Genomic DNA, 15,633 nt, shown 5'->3' with positions numbered 1-15,633 from the left:
GCGCGCCTTTAGCATACTCAAGGCAATATAAAAGGTTTTAGCGTTTGATGCTTATTTTTTCGGTGTTTCCCATGTACTTCTGCAGTACCTTGGGGATTTGGATACTGCCATCTTCCTGCTGGTAGTTTTCTAAAATTGCAACAATGGTTCTGCCCGTGGCTATCGCAGTGCTGTTTAGCGTATGTGGGTTGCCTTTGGGTGGAGCGCCTTCCTTTTCTCGGTACCGAATTCCAAGTCTGCGCGCCTGATAGTCACTGCAGTTGCTGCAGCTGATGACTTCACGGTATGCACCTTGCGCGGGCATCCAAGCCTCAAAGTCATATTTCTTTGCGGCTACAGTACCAATGTCACCCGTGCAGACATTCACCATATGATAAGGCAACTCCAGTTTCTGCAAGATTTCCTCACAGTTCGCCGCTAACTCTTCATGCATCTTCCAACTGTCCTCGGGCGTGCAGAAAATGAACTGCTCGATTTTGTTGAATTGGTGCGTACGGAAAATGCCGCGTGTGTCTTTGCCATGTGCGCCTGCTTCTTTGCGGAAACATGGGCTGACACCAGCAAGTCTGAGGGGTAAGGTTTCTTGTTTGAGGACTTCGTTCATGTACATGGCTGCCATGGGGTGCTCGCTGGTGGCGATGAGGTAGAGGTCTTCATTTTCAACCTTGTAGAGCACATCCACGAAGTCGCCAAGGCTGGTTACCCCTTCGTAGGGTTCATGCTTCATCAAGTACGGCGGCTCAATAAGCGTGTAGCCTTTGCCTGCGAGGGTTTCCATGGCAAACTGCATCAACGCGTAATCCAGCATGACCCCCAACCCTTTGAAGAAGAAGAATCGTGCGCCTGCAACTTTTCCCGCCCTCTCCATATCCACAATATCCAAGTCCAAAGCCAAGTCGATGTGGCTTTTGGGGGTGAAGCTGAACTGGCGGATGTTGCCCCACTTTTTGACTTCTACGTTGTCTGCGTCGCTGGTTCCAAACGGCACGGTTTCGTGCAGCAGGTTTGGCAATTTCATGAGCAGGTCGCGGGTTTTTGCCTCCAGTTGGCAGACTTCTTTTTGCATGCTGGTGGTTTGGGCGTCTATGGCTTTGGCTTTCTCCACTTGGATTTGGGCGTCTTGTTTGGCTTTCTTGAGGGTGGCAATTTCTTGGGTGCAGACTTTGCGGTCATGGCGTAACTCGTTGAGTTTGGTGAGGTCTTCACGCCAGCGTTTGTCGGCGTCGATGAGTTCTTGGAGCATGGTGAGGTTTTCTGGGGCGCCTCGTTTAGCTAGGTTTTGTTTGACCATTTCGGGGTTTTCGCGTATGAGTTTGATGTCTAACATGAAGGTCACGAAGTCAATTCACTTCTGGGGCTGCTTGGTTATTTAACTTCCGTTAGCGCCCTGAAACCTGCTCCGAACAGTTGGTTTGCCTCTTCACGGCAAAAACGTGTCCTTCAAATACCCCTCCCCCAGATTACTTTTAGGTGCTGTTTATGTCGGATGACTTTGGCGATGTTTTTCAAAAAAACACAAAATACCACCGCGATAGGTCGTTTGGGCATGCTCTTTCTTGGTCCACCAAACCTGAAACCTACAAAACATACCCCGTAAAACAGGTACCCCTCACAATTGACTTTGACACTAAATCCAAAGCCCGCCTGCCCTTCCTCGAAGCCTTGAAATCCCGCCAAAGCGAACGCGGCTTCTCAAATGAACCCTTGCGGCTCTCGGAGCTTGCGTTTCTTTTGTGGACAAGCACGGGCATCCGAAAAGAAGCCCACGGGATAGGGTTCCGCACTGTTCCATCCGCGGGCGCCTTATACCCCATTGAAACTTACGTTGCAGCCAACAACGTGGATGAATTGCCTCAGGGATTGTACCACTACAACATTCTGGGGAACGCGCTTGAGGAACTAAAACTGGGTGCCTTTGGAGATGCTATCGCGCGGTCGGCTTTGGGGCAGGAGATGTGCAGCGATGCCGCCGCGGTTTTTGTTTGGACCGCCGTGTTTGCGCGTCCTAAATGGAAGTACCGCCAACGCGCCTACCGATACGTCTACATAGACGCCGGACACATAGCCCAGAACCTTGCCCTATCCGCCACCAGCCTCGGTTTAGGGACCTGCCAGATTGGAGCGTTCTATGATGACGAACTCAACAGCCTCTTCGAGTTGGATGGGGAAACGGAGAGCGTAATCTATCTTAGTGTGGTGGGACAACCGTTAAAGTGATGAGAAAGCTGGAAACAACTTTTTTGTTTTGAACTGGTGCGGTCTCCGGGATTTGAACCCGGGTCGTCAGGTTGGGAACCTGATGTCCTAACCAGGCTGGACTAAGACCGCGCAGCTAACAAATAGAGCACCTTTCCAACTTAAACTTTTATCCGCCGCCGCTAAGCAAAATTGTTATCAGCAACAACCTAAACAAACTACATGACAGGAGACAAAGAGTCATGCCTAAAACCTACACTTACACCGAAGCAGGCGTCAACCGCCAACAACGCCACGAATCCAAAAAAGCCCTCCGCCTGCTCCACGAAACCTACCGCTTCAGCCGCTTCGGCCCCGTCATGCACCTACCCTACAGCAACATCTTCCAATTCTCCCAAGACACCTGGCTAGACCTAACCATCGAAGGCGTAGGCACCAAAGTTCTTCTTGCACAGCTGGCGGGCAGATACGACACCATCGGCGTCGATGCTGTGGCTATGGCAGTTAACGACGTAATCCGTTCAGGAGCCACGCCCCTTGCGATTTCAGACAACATTCACGCGCATGCCAGCAGCCCCGACCTTGTGACGCAGTGGCTAGAGGGCATCGTGGACGGCGCCACCCGGTCGGAGTGCCCCGTGGTCAGCGGCGAAATCGGCGACGTCGCCGAAATCATAAACGGCATCCGCGACGGGGTGGGCTTTGACATGATAGTTGCCGCCGTCGGCGAAGTCAAACAGGAACAAATCATCACGGGCTACGGCATCAAACCTAACGACGCCATAATCGGCTTACCTAGCAGCGGACTGCACAGCAACGGCATCACGTTGGCAAGGAAAATCCTGCTCAAGCAGTGGGGCGGTAAGTACCAGTTGGGCGAGGAACCCGCGGGGCTTGAGGGGGAAATTGTTGCCGAGATGCTCAAACCCACCAAAATCTACGTCCACCCCTTCCTGAAGCTGGCAGAATCCGTCAAAGTTAAAGCCGCCGTCCACATCACGGGCGATGCCTACACGAAATTTGGTAACCTCTCCGCCTACTCAAAAGGTATAGGGTTCGCGTTTGACAATTTCAAGCCGCAACCAATCTTTGGCTTAATCCAGCAAACCGCCCGCGACCTAGGCTACGTCATCTCAGACGAGGAAATGTTTACGACTTTCAACATGGGCTGGGGCTTTGGCATAATCGTAGCCCAAGAGGACTGTGACCGCGCTTTGGACATCTTGAAAAAGGCAGGCGCCAAGCCCGAACAAATAGGCAAGGTAACCGATAAACCCCAAATAACTGTCCATCACGAGGGCAAAATGCTGGTTTTAGCATAACCTTCCCAAATTGGGGCAGTAGCGTTTAAAAGCCAATTGCCCCGCTTTTAAGCCATGAACTACTTTGCCAAAATCGAAGTCAGCCTCAAACCAGGTCACTCTGACCCCGAAGGTAACACCACCCAGCATCTTCTGCGAGAACTTGGCTACACAGTAGACGCTGTCAACGTGAGCAAAGTTTACAGTCTCCAGCTTGAAGCCGCTTCCAAAAAAGAAGCCAAAGCCAAAGCGGAAGAAATGGCAAAACGGCTTTTAGCAAACCCAACCAAAGACAACTACACAATCGCCGTTGAGGAGCAAAAATGAGCCTCTACATCCGCAGCAACACAGCCTTCACAATGCACGAAGCCAAACTCGAAGCAGCAACCGACCAGGAACTCATGGAAGTCAGCAACGAGCAGGGTTTAGGGCTCAGCCTTGGTGAGATGCGGCAGGTTCAGGCGTATTTTCGGGCGCAGGGACGCAACCCAACCGATGTGGAACTACAGACCATCGGGCAGACATGGAGTGAGCACTGCTATCACAAGACGTTTAAGGGCAAAATCCGCTTCGAAGACGGCAAAGAAGTCGAGAGTCTCTTCAAAACCTACCTCGCCAAAGCCACCCGGGAGCTTGCGCCCAAATGGTGTGTAAGCGTGTTTGAAGACAACGCGGGCATCGTCAGCTTTGACAAGGGCTACGGCATCGCGGCAAAGGTGGAGACGCACAATCACCCCTCAGCGGTGGAGCCGTTTGGCGGCGCAGCCACAGGCGTGGGCGGCGTCATCCGCGACGTGCTGGGCGTCTGGGCAGACCCCATCGCGTGCACCGACGTTTTAGGTTTTGGACCCCTAGATTACGATTACAACAAACTGCCCGCGGGAGTGAAGCACCCCAAATACGTCTACAGGGGCGTCACCGCAGGCGTGGGAGCTTATGGCAACAACATGGGCATCCCCACCGTCAACGGCGCCATCTACTTTGACGAATCCTACACAGGCAACGTAGTTGTCTACTGCGGATGCATTGGGCTACTGCCTCTTAACAAGTACAAGAAGGAAGCCCAAGCAGGACACGTTTTGGTGGTAGCCGGCGGCAAAACAGGACGCGACGGCATCCACGGCGTCACCTTCGCCTCTGCCGAGCTCACCGAAAAATCCGAAGAAGTCAGCCGCCCCGCAGTGCAAATCGCCGACCCCATCGAAGAAGAAAAAGTCAAACGCGCCATGATGGAAATCCGCGACCGCGAACTCGCCTCAGCAACCACAGACTTGGGCGGCGGCGGCATGTCCTCCTCAGTCGGGGAAACCGCAGAGCGGTACGGTTGTGGGGTGACGGTGGATTTGGATACGGTACCGCTAAAGTATGCGGGGTTGGCGCCATGGGAGGTCTACGTTTCCGAATCCCAAGAACGCATGCTCATCGTTGTTCCACCAGAAAACCTAAAGGCGGTACAAGCGGTCTTTGAGAAGGAAGATGTGGACGCCACCGCCATCGGGACACTTACCGCCGAAAAACGGCTGGTCCTGCGTTATGAGGGCAAGACGGTGGCAGATTTGGACATGGAGTTTTTGTTTCAGCCGCTGAAAAGCGAAAAAATCGCCAAAATCGAGAAAGTCAAACTTAAAGAACCCACACTCGCTGAACCCGCAGACCTCACTCAAACTCTAATGCAGCTTTTGTCCGCGCCAAACATTGCCAGCAAGGAAAGCGTGGTGCGCAGCTATGACCACGAAGTGAAGGGCAACACGGCGATTAAGCCCCTGCATGGCGATTACGGGGGACCCAACGATGCTGCAATCCTTAAGCCGCTGGACAACTCTTGGAAAGGCGTCTCAATCAGCTGCGGCATGAACCCTAATTACGGGAAGATTGATGCGTACCACATGGCAACCTCCGCCATAGACGAAGCCATACGCAACAATGTTGCTGTGGGCGGACAACGAATTGCGCTGCTGGACAATTTTGTGTGGGGCAACCCTGAAAAACCTGAACGCCTCGGCTCACTGGTGCGGGCATGCGAAGCCTGCTACGACATGGCGACCGCTTTCAGGACGCCGTTTATTTCGGGCAAAGACAGCCTATACAACGAGTCCCCTCTGGGTCCCGTGACGCCCACGCTGTTGATAACTGCGGTCGGTGTGGTTCCTGATGTCCGCTCAGCCGTGTCCATGGACCTCAAAGCCCAAGGTGACCTGGTCTACGTTGTGGGCAAAACCTACGCCGAATTGGGCGGCTCCGAATACTATCGCCTCCACGGCTTTCTGGGTAAATCGGTGCCCAAAGTCCACGCCACCCAAGCACGAAAAACCTACTACGCCATGACCAAAGCCATCCGCCAAGGCGCCGTCAAAGCAGTCCATGACCTGTCGGAGGGTGGGTTAGCGGTGGCTGCGTCGGAGATGGCGCTGGCAAGCGACTTAGGCATGGAGCTTGACCTATGCAAGGTGCCTTCTGATGGTGTGGGGCGGGATGATTTCTTGCTGTTCTCGGAATCCAACAGCCGCTTCCTTGTAGAAGTTGACCCCAAAAACGAGGCAGCTTTCGAGGCGTTGATGAAGGGCAAGGTTTACGCGGAAATCGGCAAAGTCACCAAAACACCCAAACTAAAAATCACAGGGCTCAAAGGCTCCACCGCCATAGACGCTTCGGTAGCGGATTTGCGGGCAGCGTGGAAACGTACCCTGAGCAGGGAGGCTTAAACATGAAGCTTAACGAAGTTCGCGTCTTGGTTATGCGGGTGGGCGGAACCAACTGCGACGCCGAAACCCAACGCGCCCTCCAAGCCCTTGGCGTGCAGGCAGAAACACGACATCTTAACGAAGTCATAAAAGCCCAGAACCTGATGGATTACCACGCGTTGGTTTTCCCTGGGGGCTTTAGCTATGGCGACTACGTCCGCTCAGGCGCCATATTTGCACGTATGCTCTCGGCTAAACTAGGCAAAGACCTGCACAAATTCATCGACGCGGGCCGTCCCATACTGGGCATATGTAACGGCTTCCAAATTCTGGTCGAAGAAGGCTTACTGCCCGGCTTTGAAGGCGTCAGCCTGTATCCTGAGGCGTCTTTGGCAAACAACATTCCGCAGGGCTTCAAATGCGAATGGGTCTACCTCAAAAACGCCAACCACGGCAAATGCATCTTCACAAACAAAATTCCCCAAAACGCGGTTCTGCGCATGCCCATCGCCAATGGGGAGGGCAGGTTCCTGTTGCCTAAAGAAAAAGAAGCCCAACTGCTCCAAAAACTACTCGACGAAGACATGGTTGTGTTGCGTTACTGCCACAAAAACGGCGCCGACGCAAACGGCGAGTACCCCGCCAACCCCAACGGCAGCTTGCATGACATCGCAGGCGTCTGCAACCGCGAAGGCACAATCTTTGGTTTAATGCCCCACCCTGAACGCGCATTCTACTGGTGGCAGCAACCTGACTGGACCGCCCAGCAGGCGATGCCGCAGTACGGCGACGGAAAACTCATCTTCGAAAGCCTAATTGACCACTTAGCCAAAAAACTCTAACCCGTCCGTGTTTTGCAGGGACATATTTGGATGCTATTAGAAATTGTATGCAGAAAACCGGGGAGGGGGTCTATGCTGTGGCAGAAAACCAAACAGAGCGAGTTAGCCAAGCGACTCTAAATCCCGCTTGTAAGGTAACCCAGTGCGGGCCCCCATCTTGGTCACGCATCTGGACGCAACAAAGTTGCCCAGCCTGCCGCACTCTTGCAGCGCCTTGCCGTTCAGTAAACCGTAGAGGAAGCCTGCGTTAAATGCGTCTCCTGCGCCTGTCGTGTCCACCGCGGACACTTTGAAGGCAGGGGTCGTATGGTTTTCTGTGCCGTCGGTCACGTAGCAACCTTCGCCGCCAAGCTTTACCGCCACCACCTTGACGCCTTTGTCCAAGAGAAAAGCTGCGCCCTCTTCGGGGGTCTTTTTGCCTGTGATACGCTGGAGTTCTCTGGCGTTGGGCATCATGAGGTAAGTTTTCGATATTATTGGTTCAAGTTGGCTGTAGCCTTTCTGTGCGTAGAGCGCGCCGGGGTCAAAGCTGACTCTGACCTCGGGGGGCAATTTTTGAATAAGTTGTTTTTGGGTTCGGAAGCTTTTTTCGCCCACAAAAGATGTCAAATGCACAAACCGCGCCCCCGAAACGTATTCGCCACGTATTTCTTCGGGGGCTATGGAGTCGTTAACTCCTGAGTGAATGTAAAGCGCTCTCTGCCCCGCCTCGTCCACAAATCCCATCACCGTGCCGCTTTCACCATACTCCGCGCGAACAATGCCCGACGTATCAACGCTTTCCCTGCGGAAGTCCTGTGTGAGCAGGTTGCCTTCCCTATCGTCGCCCACCTTGCCGATGAAGCCAGCCTTGCATCCGAGCCGCGCCAAGCCCACGGCGGTGTTGGCTGCAGAGCCCCCGCAAGCTTCCTCATGCATCTGCACAAAACTCTCCTCCTCCGCGTGCGCAATGCGCTTCACTTTGAAAAGCTTATCCACGTTGAGCGCGCCAAACCCCACAAAGTCAAAGCGGCTCACTGCACCAGCTCCAGCAAGCGGATTTGGTACTTGCCCAGTTTGCCGCCGTAGTTGCCCGCCGAAACCAGCACCACCCCCTTGACTGTGCGTGCGGCTTCGATGCCTGCTTTCATGGCGGCTTTTACTGCATCCATGGAGGTGCCGTTGACGACGATTTCGGGAATGTATTTGACGCCGTCGGGCACCTTGGAGGCATCGCCAAGCTTCGGCTTAAGTGACGGACAGTAAAGGTGGTTTGTGGTGGGGCCAATCAGCGGAAAATGTGTTTCAGGCTTAGAACCCGCCGAGCACACATCAAACGGCGTCACTACCCCAGCGACGCGGTGAATCGCCTCAAGCGCTCTATCGCCCGCCTTCATCATCGCATGCTTATTTTCACACATCAACCAAAAATTCCCACCCGTAACGCCATGCGCGTACCCAATGTGGCGCTCGATAATAAAGTCAGGTACCATAAGGGGAACGACGATGACTTTTCTGCCGTAGCGTTTTTCGACGTATTCGTAGCCATCGCCGCAGTGCCCCACCCGCTCCATCATATCCAGCTTACCCTCAGCTTCGGGCAGCCAGTCGAAGACCGCGGTGAAGGGTTTGACGAGGATGTCTTGGCGGATGCGGTAGCTGAGTTCCGCTTCGAATTTTTTGAGGGTTTCGGGGAAGGTTTTTTTGGGGTTAATTTCTGCCCAGAACTGTAGAATTGCGCCGAGGCGTTGGTCGGGGGTTTCTTTCTTGGTGAGGTAGCGTTCGATGCCGCCTTCAACTCTGCCAATGACGACGCTGGGCGTGGACGTGGCATCTTCCGCCGCGGCTCGCAGGGTGCGTTCATCGTCTGCGGTGACGGCTATGCGGCAAAAAATGCCCTCAAAGGCTTCTGCAAATGTGTCCTCAACAGGCGCTTTTATTTCATCCGAGTTTCCCAACAGCTTCGCCTCTCACGTGCTTCCTAAACTTGCCGCTCTCCGAGCTTAATGATTCCATATTCGCATCTGTAACTATTTGAACCTTCGGCAACTCGCCAGAATACACCTCCAACAGGAGGTTAAGGAGGGCGGGGTTGGCGGGGCTGGCTTTGAGGGCTTCTGGACTCCAGTTCTCCACCAGCTGCAGGACTTGAGCTTTTCCGTAGTTGAGGAAAACGTCGGCTAAGACAGCGCTGACAAGGTTGTTTTCCGACATAACCGACACCTCAGCATTCCGAACCGCGTAACCGTTGCCGTTAAAAGAGACCGTTAACCCCCCATTTTCGCGAACCAACCTGAAAGCTTGCACATCGGTGATGCTGTCGCCGACATACATGACGCCTGAGAGGGGCAGCTGCCTTTTTTTGGTTAAGTCGCGGATGGCTTGGGCTTTCTGCTCACCACCAACAGCTGTGACTTCGGAGAAGATTTTGCCGATGTTCATGCGCGGGATTTGGGTCCAGAAAATCTCATCCAACCGCCGAAGGGTTCCTTGGTCGATTAGAGAAAAGTCCTCGAGCGTTTTTGTGTCGACAGGTGCGTCTATGGGAGGCATGGCGGCGATTTCTGCGGCAAGTGCCTTTAGCGTCACCTTCTCCTCTTCCGATAAGTGGTGCTTGTTCATGCAAAGACGCGTGCAGTAGGCGTTTTCAAACGGAAAACCCACACACTCACACAGTGCCCTGATGTAGTGTTCGTAGCTGGTGCTTACAATGAAGGCTTCCGCAACGCCCAAGATGTGCCGCAGAGTTTTTTTGGTGCCTGCAATGAGCAACAGGGTCTGTGCGGAAAACTCCTGCATTTGCCTGTCGGTTATGTCGTAGGCTTTCAAAAAAGGCAAAATCAGCTTGAGTGTGTCGCCCGCGTTGTAACCCTGTCTTTGGAACACGTCAGCAAGCACATCGTCGTATCGGCTGATGGCGGTGAAGAGTTTGTCGCCGCTGGGCACAAACTGGGCGGTTAACTCAAAGGCGTTGTCGTTTTTGGATATGGGTCCTTCACAGTCTGAAACGAAAACGCGCTTCAACGTTACGCCCTCAGCTGCTGCATGTGCCTGATGCTGTTTGCGATGGTTTGCTTTGACGCAACGTCACTGCGGTTCCAGAGGGCGCCGCCTTTGATGGCGTTGATGCCTTCGAAACTGACTGCCCTGGCTTCCTCAATGGAGTCGCCTACGCCCAAAACGCCGACCACACGGGATTTGAGCGCGTAAGTTTTGCCGTCGCGAAGCTCCATGCTGCCGGGGTAGACGCGGATTTCGTCGCCAAACTTGCGGGACAGCCCATAAGCCGCTGACAAATCCACTGGTTCGCCTATCTCGGCGTTGTTGACTTTGCTGGGGAAAACCTCCAAGTAGCCGCCGTAGCTGGGCGGAACCTTGTAAGTTAAAACCGTCGCGGCTTTCTCCACATCCACGCGGTTCAACGTGCCCTCGAGCATCCCAAAGCAGACATCCACAAAATCATCCTTCAAAATGGGCAGGATGTTCATGATTTCGGGGTCGCCTGGGCGGCTGTTGTTTTCAAGAATCTTAGGTCCCTTGGCGGTGTGCATGAACGCCAAATACAGTGGTACACCTCGAACAGCGGAGGGGTCAGGCATCTTTGAGACCCAATGCTGGAAAATTCTTTGCGCGATGGAGAGTTCGTTTTCGCGGTCCGCCGCTGTCATGAAGGGCAAAACGTCTTGGGTGTCTTTGTAGCTGCCCATGCCGCCCGTGTTGGGTCCGCGGTCGTCGTCGAAGGCGCGTTTGTGGTCGCGTGTGTCGGGCAAGACGGCGAGGTGTTTTCCGTCACAGAAAGCCATGAAGCTGGATTCTTCCCCATCAATTTTCTCCTCGACTATGACGGTGCCATACTGAAAGTTAGACATGAAATGCTCAAACAGCTGCTCCCGCGTCGTGAAGTGGTCGCCCCAGACCCCCACGCCTTTGCCTGCGGTTGGTCGGTCGGGCTTAACGACGGCTTGATTGTCCAACTCGTCTAGCCATCGGTAAACGGCAGTTTTCACTTCTTCGGTGCCCTTGTAGTCTTTAGGCTCAAAAACCTTAAACCGCGGATTGGCTTCAGGCGCGATTTCTTGGAAAAGCAGGCGTTGCTGGACTTTGCTGACTTCGATGGCGTATTCCTGTTTGGGGCAGATGACGGGGATGCCTGTCTGTTCCTCAATTTGGTCGCGGGCGCCTTCAATTATGGGTTTTTCAGGTCCCACGAGAGCAAAGTCAATTGCATCCTTGTTGGCTTGGGCGAATTTGCAAATTGCCTCCACGTTCAAGTCAGGAATAACCACATGTTTTGCTGCTTTTTCTACGTTGAAGGGGTTGCGTTGCTTGTCGGTAACGTATAATTCGACTTTGTAGTTTGGGCTTCGGCTCAGGGCGTCAACCATGGCGGCTTCTCGGGCACCATACGAAACAACCAGTACACCTATCTTTTCCATCGGGAATACACCGTTTGGATACAGAATTCGCGCATCGGCTTAAATTGTTTTACACTGCCTACGTGGTGGTGGCTTCGTTGCCTTCCTCGTAGATGCGTCCTTTCTCCACGAACCCATGCAGAAACTTTTGCTTCATCTCATCAGCTACTTTCTGAGCCAGCGGCGTCGGGTACTTGCCCGTGATGCACCCTAAACAAAGCTCATCCTTCGTGCAGCCTGACGCCTTCACCAAATTCTCAATGGATTGGTAGCAGACGGCGTCGGCGCCGATGATTTTGGCGATTTCCTCCTCAGTGTGTTTGGAGCCTATCAACTGCCCATAGGTGGACATGTCGATGCCGTAAAAGCAGGGTCCGATGATGCGGGGGAAGGTGACAAACATGTACACCTTTTTGGCGCCTGACCTGCGCAGCTTCTCAATGACCACTTTGGTGGTGTCGCCGCGTACGACGCTGTCCTCGGTTACGATGACGCGTTTTCCCTCAACTTTGGAGCTGAGGATGTTCACTTTGCGGTCTATAGTGGAGTACCGCTCGTTGTTTAGCAGAATAAAGGCGCGCTCGGTGACGTAGCGGTGCCGCCGACTGGCGCGTTCCCATCGCAGCCCTGACTCTTCATGCACCCCCATTGCGGGGTCATCACCGGTCTCAGGCACCGAGACTACGATGTCGGCGTCTTTGGCGATTTCCGGGAACTCTTTCACGATGTTTCTGCCAAAATCCTCTCGAATCTCGTAGACGTACTTGCCGTTGAACCGCGAGTCAGGTCGGGCAAAGTAGGCAAACTCAAAAGCGCAAAACGCCTTCTTTGGGTTTTCAATAAGCTGTTGCCGCTTAAAACCATCCTTGGTCGCTATGACCAATTCACCAGCTTCTAACTCAAAATCACGCTTAAACCCGTTAATGTCCAAGCTGACGGTTTCAGAAGAAAAAACAAAGGTTTTCTCGTCGGGGCTGTGGCCTGCGCAGAGAGGTTTTATGCCGTGGGGGTCTTTAAACGCAAACAGGGTTCCTTCGCCTGTTATGCCAATCACCGAGAAAGCGCCGTCTAAGCTGAGCATGGTGGCTTTGACTGCTGCGGGGAAGTCTTTGCCGCTTTTCAGTTCAATCAGCAGCTTGGTGCAGACCAGGTCTGAGTCGCAGGCGCATGAAAAGTTGGGGAACTGTTGAGTGATTTCCTGAAGCAACTGCTGCGTGTTGACGATGTTTCCGTTGAAGGAAACCGCCAGTTTAATGCCGCCTGACTCCGCCGTCATGGGCTGTGTGCCCTGCACGATGGATTCTTCGTCACATTTTCCTGAGGTGGTGTAACGTACGTTGGCGATGCCGATGTGTCCTGGCAGTCGCCTGAACCATTCTTGGATGGCGCTGGATTTCAGTTTAGGAACAAGGTCCAAGTTTTTGTAGCTGAAAAAGTTGCCTTGATAGTAGGTTAAGAAGCCGTGGGACTGGTGTCCTCGGTGGTTTTGGGCTCTTAGTCCCCAGTAAACGTAAGAGAAGACGGGTTGTTTTTCGAAGTTTATTGCGCCAAATACTCCGCAGCCTATACAAATACCCCTTTTTTAGTGCAACATTGGCATAAGTGAAAACGGGTGCTTATGAGCTTTTAGGACATTTTCAGCTAAAAACCATGGAGGGTAAACCTTCAAAAGCCAAATTTGCAACTGTGGCTTGCGGGTGCCCCACCTTCAAGGAAGATGGCTACGCGGTGATTTCTGCAAATCTTCTGCTGATTTCCTCCAAATCCGCCATGACAAAATTGGGTTTCTGCCCGCTGGCTTCCAGTTCCTTTAACCCAAAAAACTGGGACTGAACAAACACGGTTCTCAAACCCACAGCCAAAGCTCCCTGAATGTCCTCCATTGGGCTATCCCCAATAAAAACTGCCTCCTGCGTCCCAACCTCCAGCAGCCTTAATGCATCCCTAAAGATTTGCCCGTGAGGTTTCCGCCATCCACAATCCCCCGAAACCACAACAACATCAAAGTATCGGCTTATCCCCAACTGCTTCAGGCTGTTAAACACCACAGGCGCGTAGGTAAAGTTGGAGACCAAACCCAGCTTGCATGTTTCTGCACTTTGGCGCAAAAGCTGCTCAGCATACGGGCGTAGCTCAAGCGAATCTATGTACTCCTGAAAAAACACATCCAACGCCGCATTCATCCGCGGATCCGCAGCAGTCACCTCAAACCCTAAACTGCGCAGCGCCTCTGCAACCCAAACAGCGTTGGTAACTTCCCGACATTCGCCAAAGCGGACCAAACGGTACTTCTCATGTGCCACGCCGTAAGCATCTAAAAACTCTTGTTGGTCCATCTGGAAACCAGAATCCACTAACGCATTGTAAAGTTTGAGCATGGAGGCGCCCATGGTGTAGTACTGCACGTTTGTTAGGGTGCCAATGTAGTCGGTTATAACAGCTTTGATTGTGGGCAACCGCTTCCTTCCTTGAAGGTTAACTGGGAACGGCTGTTATACTGTTTGCGCTACCTGCCACACCTTTCTGCCTAGCCCAGTGGACAGCAGCTTCTGCGGGTTGCCGATGGCGTGCTCCACGTTTATGTCGTAGGGAATTTCACCCAAAAACTTGAGTCCCATCGCCTCCGTCGGGGGCTGAATGTTATTTGTCTTCGGAATCTTCATGTTCTCCACGATGCCCACCACGGGAACCTTAAGCTCCTTTAACAGCTGAATCTGTTTTTTAACAGTTTCAAACGCCAACTGTGAGGACGTGGTTACTATCAGAAACTCTATGCGTGGCACCAACCGCACCAAATCCAGCATGGCGTCTCCAATGCCGGGCGGCGAATCAATAATCAGGTAGTCCAACTTGCCCCATAACGTGACGGCAAGCAGTTCAATGAGGGCGTTTGAGGTTTCTGCTCCCCGCAGTGGTGCTGCTTGGTTGCCGCTGTAATAAACAAGAGACATGTATTCTAAGCCCTCAACCGTGGGCGGAATAAGCCCCTTCTCTTCAGTGGGCTGCACGTCCCCAGAACCCAAAATTAGATGCGTTGAAGGACTTGTAAAGTCTAAATCGAACAAGCCCACGCTGCAGCCTCGCTTTGCAAGGGAGAGTGACAGTGCAGTTGCCACCATGCTTTTGCCCACTCCGCCTTTGCCGCTGGAAACCGCGATGATTCTGTCTATTTGTTTAAGCCGGTCTGCTATGATGCTTGTGCGGGGGTCAGCCACCGTTTATTTTGCTCCTTTGATGCTTTCCAGCCAAATGCCTCGTCCTTGGCTGATTTCAAAGTCCGGGCTGCCGCATTTGGGGCATTTCATGTAGGTGTGAGCCACTTCTGGAACGAAGTGGATTGCCTCCACCGTTTCCTCGTTCATTTCTTTCTTGTTAAACTGCCAGGTGTTGCCGCAGACTTTGCATTTAAGGGTGCTTTTGGCAGTTAAAATTCTAAATTTGGCTTCTTTAAATTTTAGGGGTTTAAGCTGGGCAAGTGCGAAGCGGAAGATTTCTCGCTCCACATCTTGAAGCTCCCCGATTTTGATTGTGACCTCGTTGACTTGCTTTAATTTTTCTTGTTGCGCGATTTCTTCGGCTGTTTTGATTACAGCTTCAGCTAATGCCCATTCATGCATGGAAAGCCATACTCCTTTGCAGAAATTAAACATTTGCAGCTACAATTCGCTACGTGTCAGTTGCAACCGCTTTGTCTTCTGCTGTTTTTTCTCGGAAGGTTCATATTTTCTTTTCACACTATCTATTTCAGGTAACTTGAGAAGGGGTACATGTTGAAAATCCTTGTGTTCTTTTACAGTAGAACTGGAAACACCGAGAAAATGGCTAAAGCGGTGGCGGAAGGCGCAAAATCAAGCAACGCCCAAGTGGACATAAACTACTTCATCGAAGCTGATGACTTAAACAGCTACGACGCGATAGCCGTGGGAACCCCAACTTACCACCACGACATGCCCATAGACATCAAGATGCTTTTCGAAGAAGCCGCAGCTCGAGGTGTCGCCTTAAAAGGTAAACCTGGCGTAACCTTTGGGTCCTACGGATGGAGCGGCGAAGCACCTAAACTGGTTCAGGAAATCATGAAAAACAAATTCGAAATGAACCTGTCCGAGGGGCCTTTGCTTGCCAAGTACGCACCTGACCAGAAGGCGCTGGATAACTGCAGAGCACTCGGAAAACGCCTTGCCGAAAGCCTTATTCCCTAAGCTTCCCGTTCCTAATA

Annotated in this window: 15 protein-coding genes and 1 tRNA gene; 6 read left to right on the top strand and 10 right to left on the bottom strand. The window is 52.7% G+C overall.

Annotated elements, in window-relative coordinates:
* Positions 1-37: 37 nt before the first annotated feature.
* A complete protein-coding gene (serS, locus tag ACBZ72_11150) occupies positions 38-1,327 on the bottom strand; it encodes a serine--tRNA ligase (protein ID XES78684.1) in 1,290 nt (429 codons plus the stop codon).
* Between the two features lie 152 nt (positions 1,328-1,479).
* On the opposite strand from serS, the gene ACBZ72_11145 reads away from it, so the two are divergent.
* The gene (locus ACBZ72_11145) at positions 1,480-2,217 is read left to right on the top strand and encodes a SagB/ThcOx family dehydrogenase (protein XES76718.1); all 738 of its coding nucleotides are present in this window, start codon (positions 1,480-1,482) and stop codon (positions 2,215-2,217) included.
* 34 nt (positions 2,218-2,251) lie between these two features.
* On the opposite strand, the gene ACBZ72_11140 is transcribed toward ACBZ72_11145, so the two are convergent.
* A tRNA-Gly gene (locus ACBZ72_11140) sits at positions 2,252-2,328 on the bottom strand.
* 110 nt (positions 2,329-2,438) lie between these two features.
* Between ACBZ72_11140 and purM the strand changes: the two genes are divergently transcribed.
* The 4 genes from purM to purQ are packed head-to-tail and all read left to right on the top strand — an operon-like array spanning position 2,439 to position 7,020.
* Positions 2,439-3,518 (top strand): phosphoribosylformylglycinamidine cyclo-ligase, encoded by a 1,080-nt coding sequence (gene purM, locus ACBZ72_11135; GenBank protein XES76717.1) that lies wholly within the window; start codon positions 2,439-2,441, stop codon positions 3,516-3,518.
* Between the two features lie 54 nt (positions 3,519-3,572).
* On the top strand, positions 3,573-3,824 hold the full coding sequence (purS, locus tag ACBZ72_11130; GenBank protein ID XES76716.1) for a phosphoribosylformylglycinamidine synthase subunit PurS: 252 nt from the start codon (positions 3,573-3,575) through the stop codon (positions 3,822-3,824).
* Positions 3,821-6,199: a phosphoribosylformylglycinamidine synthase subunit PurL gene (purL, locus tag ACBZ72_11125; GenBank protein ID XES76715.1), complete on the top strand. Its 2,379-nt coding sequence runs from the start codon at positions 3,821-3,823 to the stop codon at positions 6,197-6,199. The genes purS and purL overlap by 4 nt, the downstream gene beginning before the upstream one ends.
* A gap of 2 nt (positions 6,200-6,201) precedes the next feature.
* Positions 6,202-7,020 carry a phosphoribosylformylglycinamidine synthase I gene (gene purQ / locus ACBZ72_11120; protein ID XES76714.1) on the top strand — a complete coding sequence of 273 codons (819 nt, stop codon included), beginning with the start codon at positions 6,202-6,204 and terminating at the stop codon, positions 7,018-7,020.
* 102 nt (positions 7,021-7,122) lie between these two features.
* Here the strand turns inward: purQ and ACBZ72_11115 are convergent, their stop codons facing one another.
* The 8 genes from ACBZ72_11115 to hypA form a co-directional block, all read right to left on the bottom strand.
* A complete protein-coding gene (locus tag ACBZ72_11115) occupies positions 7,123-8,037 on the bottom strand; it encodes a carbohydrate kinase family protein (protein ID XES76713.1) in 915 nt (304 codons plus the stop codon).
* Positions 8,034-8,957 carry a formylmethanofuran--tetrahydromethanopterin N-formyltransferase gene (locus ACBZ72_11110; GenBank protein ID XES76712.1) on the bottom strand — a complete coding sequence of 308 codons (924 nt, stop codon included), beginning with the start codon at positions 8,955-8,957 and terminating at the stop codon, positions 8,034-8,036. The genes ACBZ72_11115 and ACBZ72_11110 overlap by 4 nt, the downstream gene beginning before the upstream one ends.
* A complete protein-coding gene (locus ACBZ72_11105) occupies positions 8,941-10,023 on the bottom strand; it encodes a hypothetical protein (GenBank protein ID XES76711.1) in 1,083 nt (360 codons plus the stop codon). Before ACBZ72_11105 ends, ACBZ72_11110 begins: the two co-directional genes overlap by 17 nt.
* A gap of 2 nt (positions 10,024-10,025) precedes the next feature.
* On the bottom strand, positions 10,026-11,435 hold the full coding sequence (locus ACBZ72_11100) for a phosphoribosylamine--glycine ligase (GenBank protein ID XES76710.1): 1,410 nt from the start codon (positions 11,433-11,435) through the stop codon (positions 10,026-10,028).
* A 58-nt stretch (positions 11,436-11,493) separates the two neighbouring features.
* Complete coding sequence (locus ACBZ72_11095) at positions 11,494-12,831, bottom strand: amidophosphoribosyltransferase (GenBank protein XES76709.1); 1,338 nt, start codon at positions 12,829-12,831, stop codon at positions 11,494-11,496.
* A gap of 304 nt (positions 12,832-13,135) precedes the next feature.
* Entirely contained in the window at positions 13,136-13,870 is a 735-nt protein-coding gene (locus ACBZ72_11090; protein ID XES76708.1) for an HAD family hydrolase, read from the bottom strand.
* Between the two features lie 36 nt (positions 13,871-13,906).
* Complete coding sequence (locus ACBZ72_11085) at positions 13,907-14,629, bottom strand: ATP-binding protein (GenBank protein XES76707.1); 723 nt, start codon at positions 14,627-14,629, stop codon at positions 13,907-13,909.
* Between the two features lie 3 nt (positions 14,630-14,632).
* On the bottom strand, positions 14,633-15,031 hold the full coding sequence (gene hypA / locus ACBZ72_11080; GenBank protein XES76706.1) for a hydrogenase nickel incorporation protein HypA: 399 nt from the start codon (positions 15,029-15,031) through the stop codon (positions 14,633-14,635).
* A gap of 150 nt (positions 15,032-15,181) precedes the next feature.
* Here hypA and ACBZ72_11075 point away from each other — a divergent pair, with 150 nt between their 5' ends.
* Positions 15,182-15,616, top strand: coding sequence for a flavodoxin domain-containing protein (locus ACBZ72_11075; GenBank protein ID XES76705.1), 435 nt, complete (start codon positions 15,182-15,184; stop codon positions 15,614-15,616).
* The last annotated feature ends 17 nt before the right edge of the window (positions 15,617-15,633 follow it).

It is taken from the genome of Candidatus Bathyarchaeia archaeon, assembly GCA_041447175.1.
Taxonomy (GTDB): Archaea; Thermoproteota; Bathyarchaeia; order Bathyarchaeales; family Bathycorpusculaceae; genus JADGNF01.
Note: the sequence above shows the minus strand (reverse complement) of the source record. Positions and strands in the feature narration are given on the sequence as shown.

Bases quoted from the DNA above. Each gene is read 5' to 3' on its own strand.
- serS (XES78684.1), bottom strand. From the start codon at position 1,327: ATGTTAGACATCAAACTCATACGCGAAAACCCCGAAATGGTCAAACAA.
- ACBZ72_11100 (XES76710.1), bottom strand. From the start codon at position 11,435: ATGGAAAAGATAGGTGTACTGGTTGTTTCGTATGGTGCCCGAGAAGCC.
- purL (XES76715.1), top strand. From the start codon at position 3,821: ATGAGCCTCTACATCCGCAGCAACACAGCCTTCACAATGCACGAAGCC.
- purM (XES76717.1), top strand. From the start codon at position 2,439: ATGCCTAAAACCTACACTTACACCGAAGCAGGCGTCAACCGCCAACAA.
- hypA (XES76706.1), bottom strand. From the start codon at position 15,031: ATGCATGAATGGGCATTAGCTGAAGCTGTAATCAAAACAGCCGAAGAA.
- purS (XES76716.1), top strand. From the start codon at position 3,573: ATGAACTACTTTGCCAAAATCGAAGTCAGCCTCAAACCAGGTCACTCT.
- ACBZ72_11145 (XES76718.1), top strand. From the start codon at position 1,480: ATGTCGGATGACTTTGGCGATGTTTTTCAAAAAAACACAAAATACCAC.
- ACBZ72_11075 (XES76705.1), top strand. From the start codon at position 15,182: ATGTTGAAAATCCTTGTGTTCTTTTACAGTAGAACTGGAAACACCGAG.
- purQ (XES76714.1), top strand. From the start codon at position 6,202: ATGAAGCTTAACGAAGTTCGCGTCTTGGTTATGCGGGTGGGCGGAACC.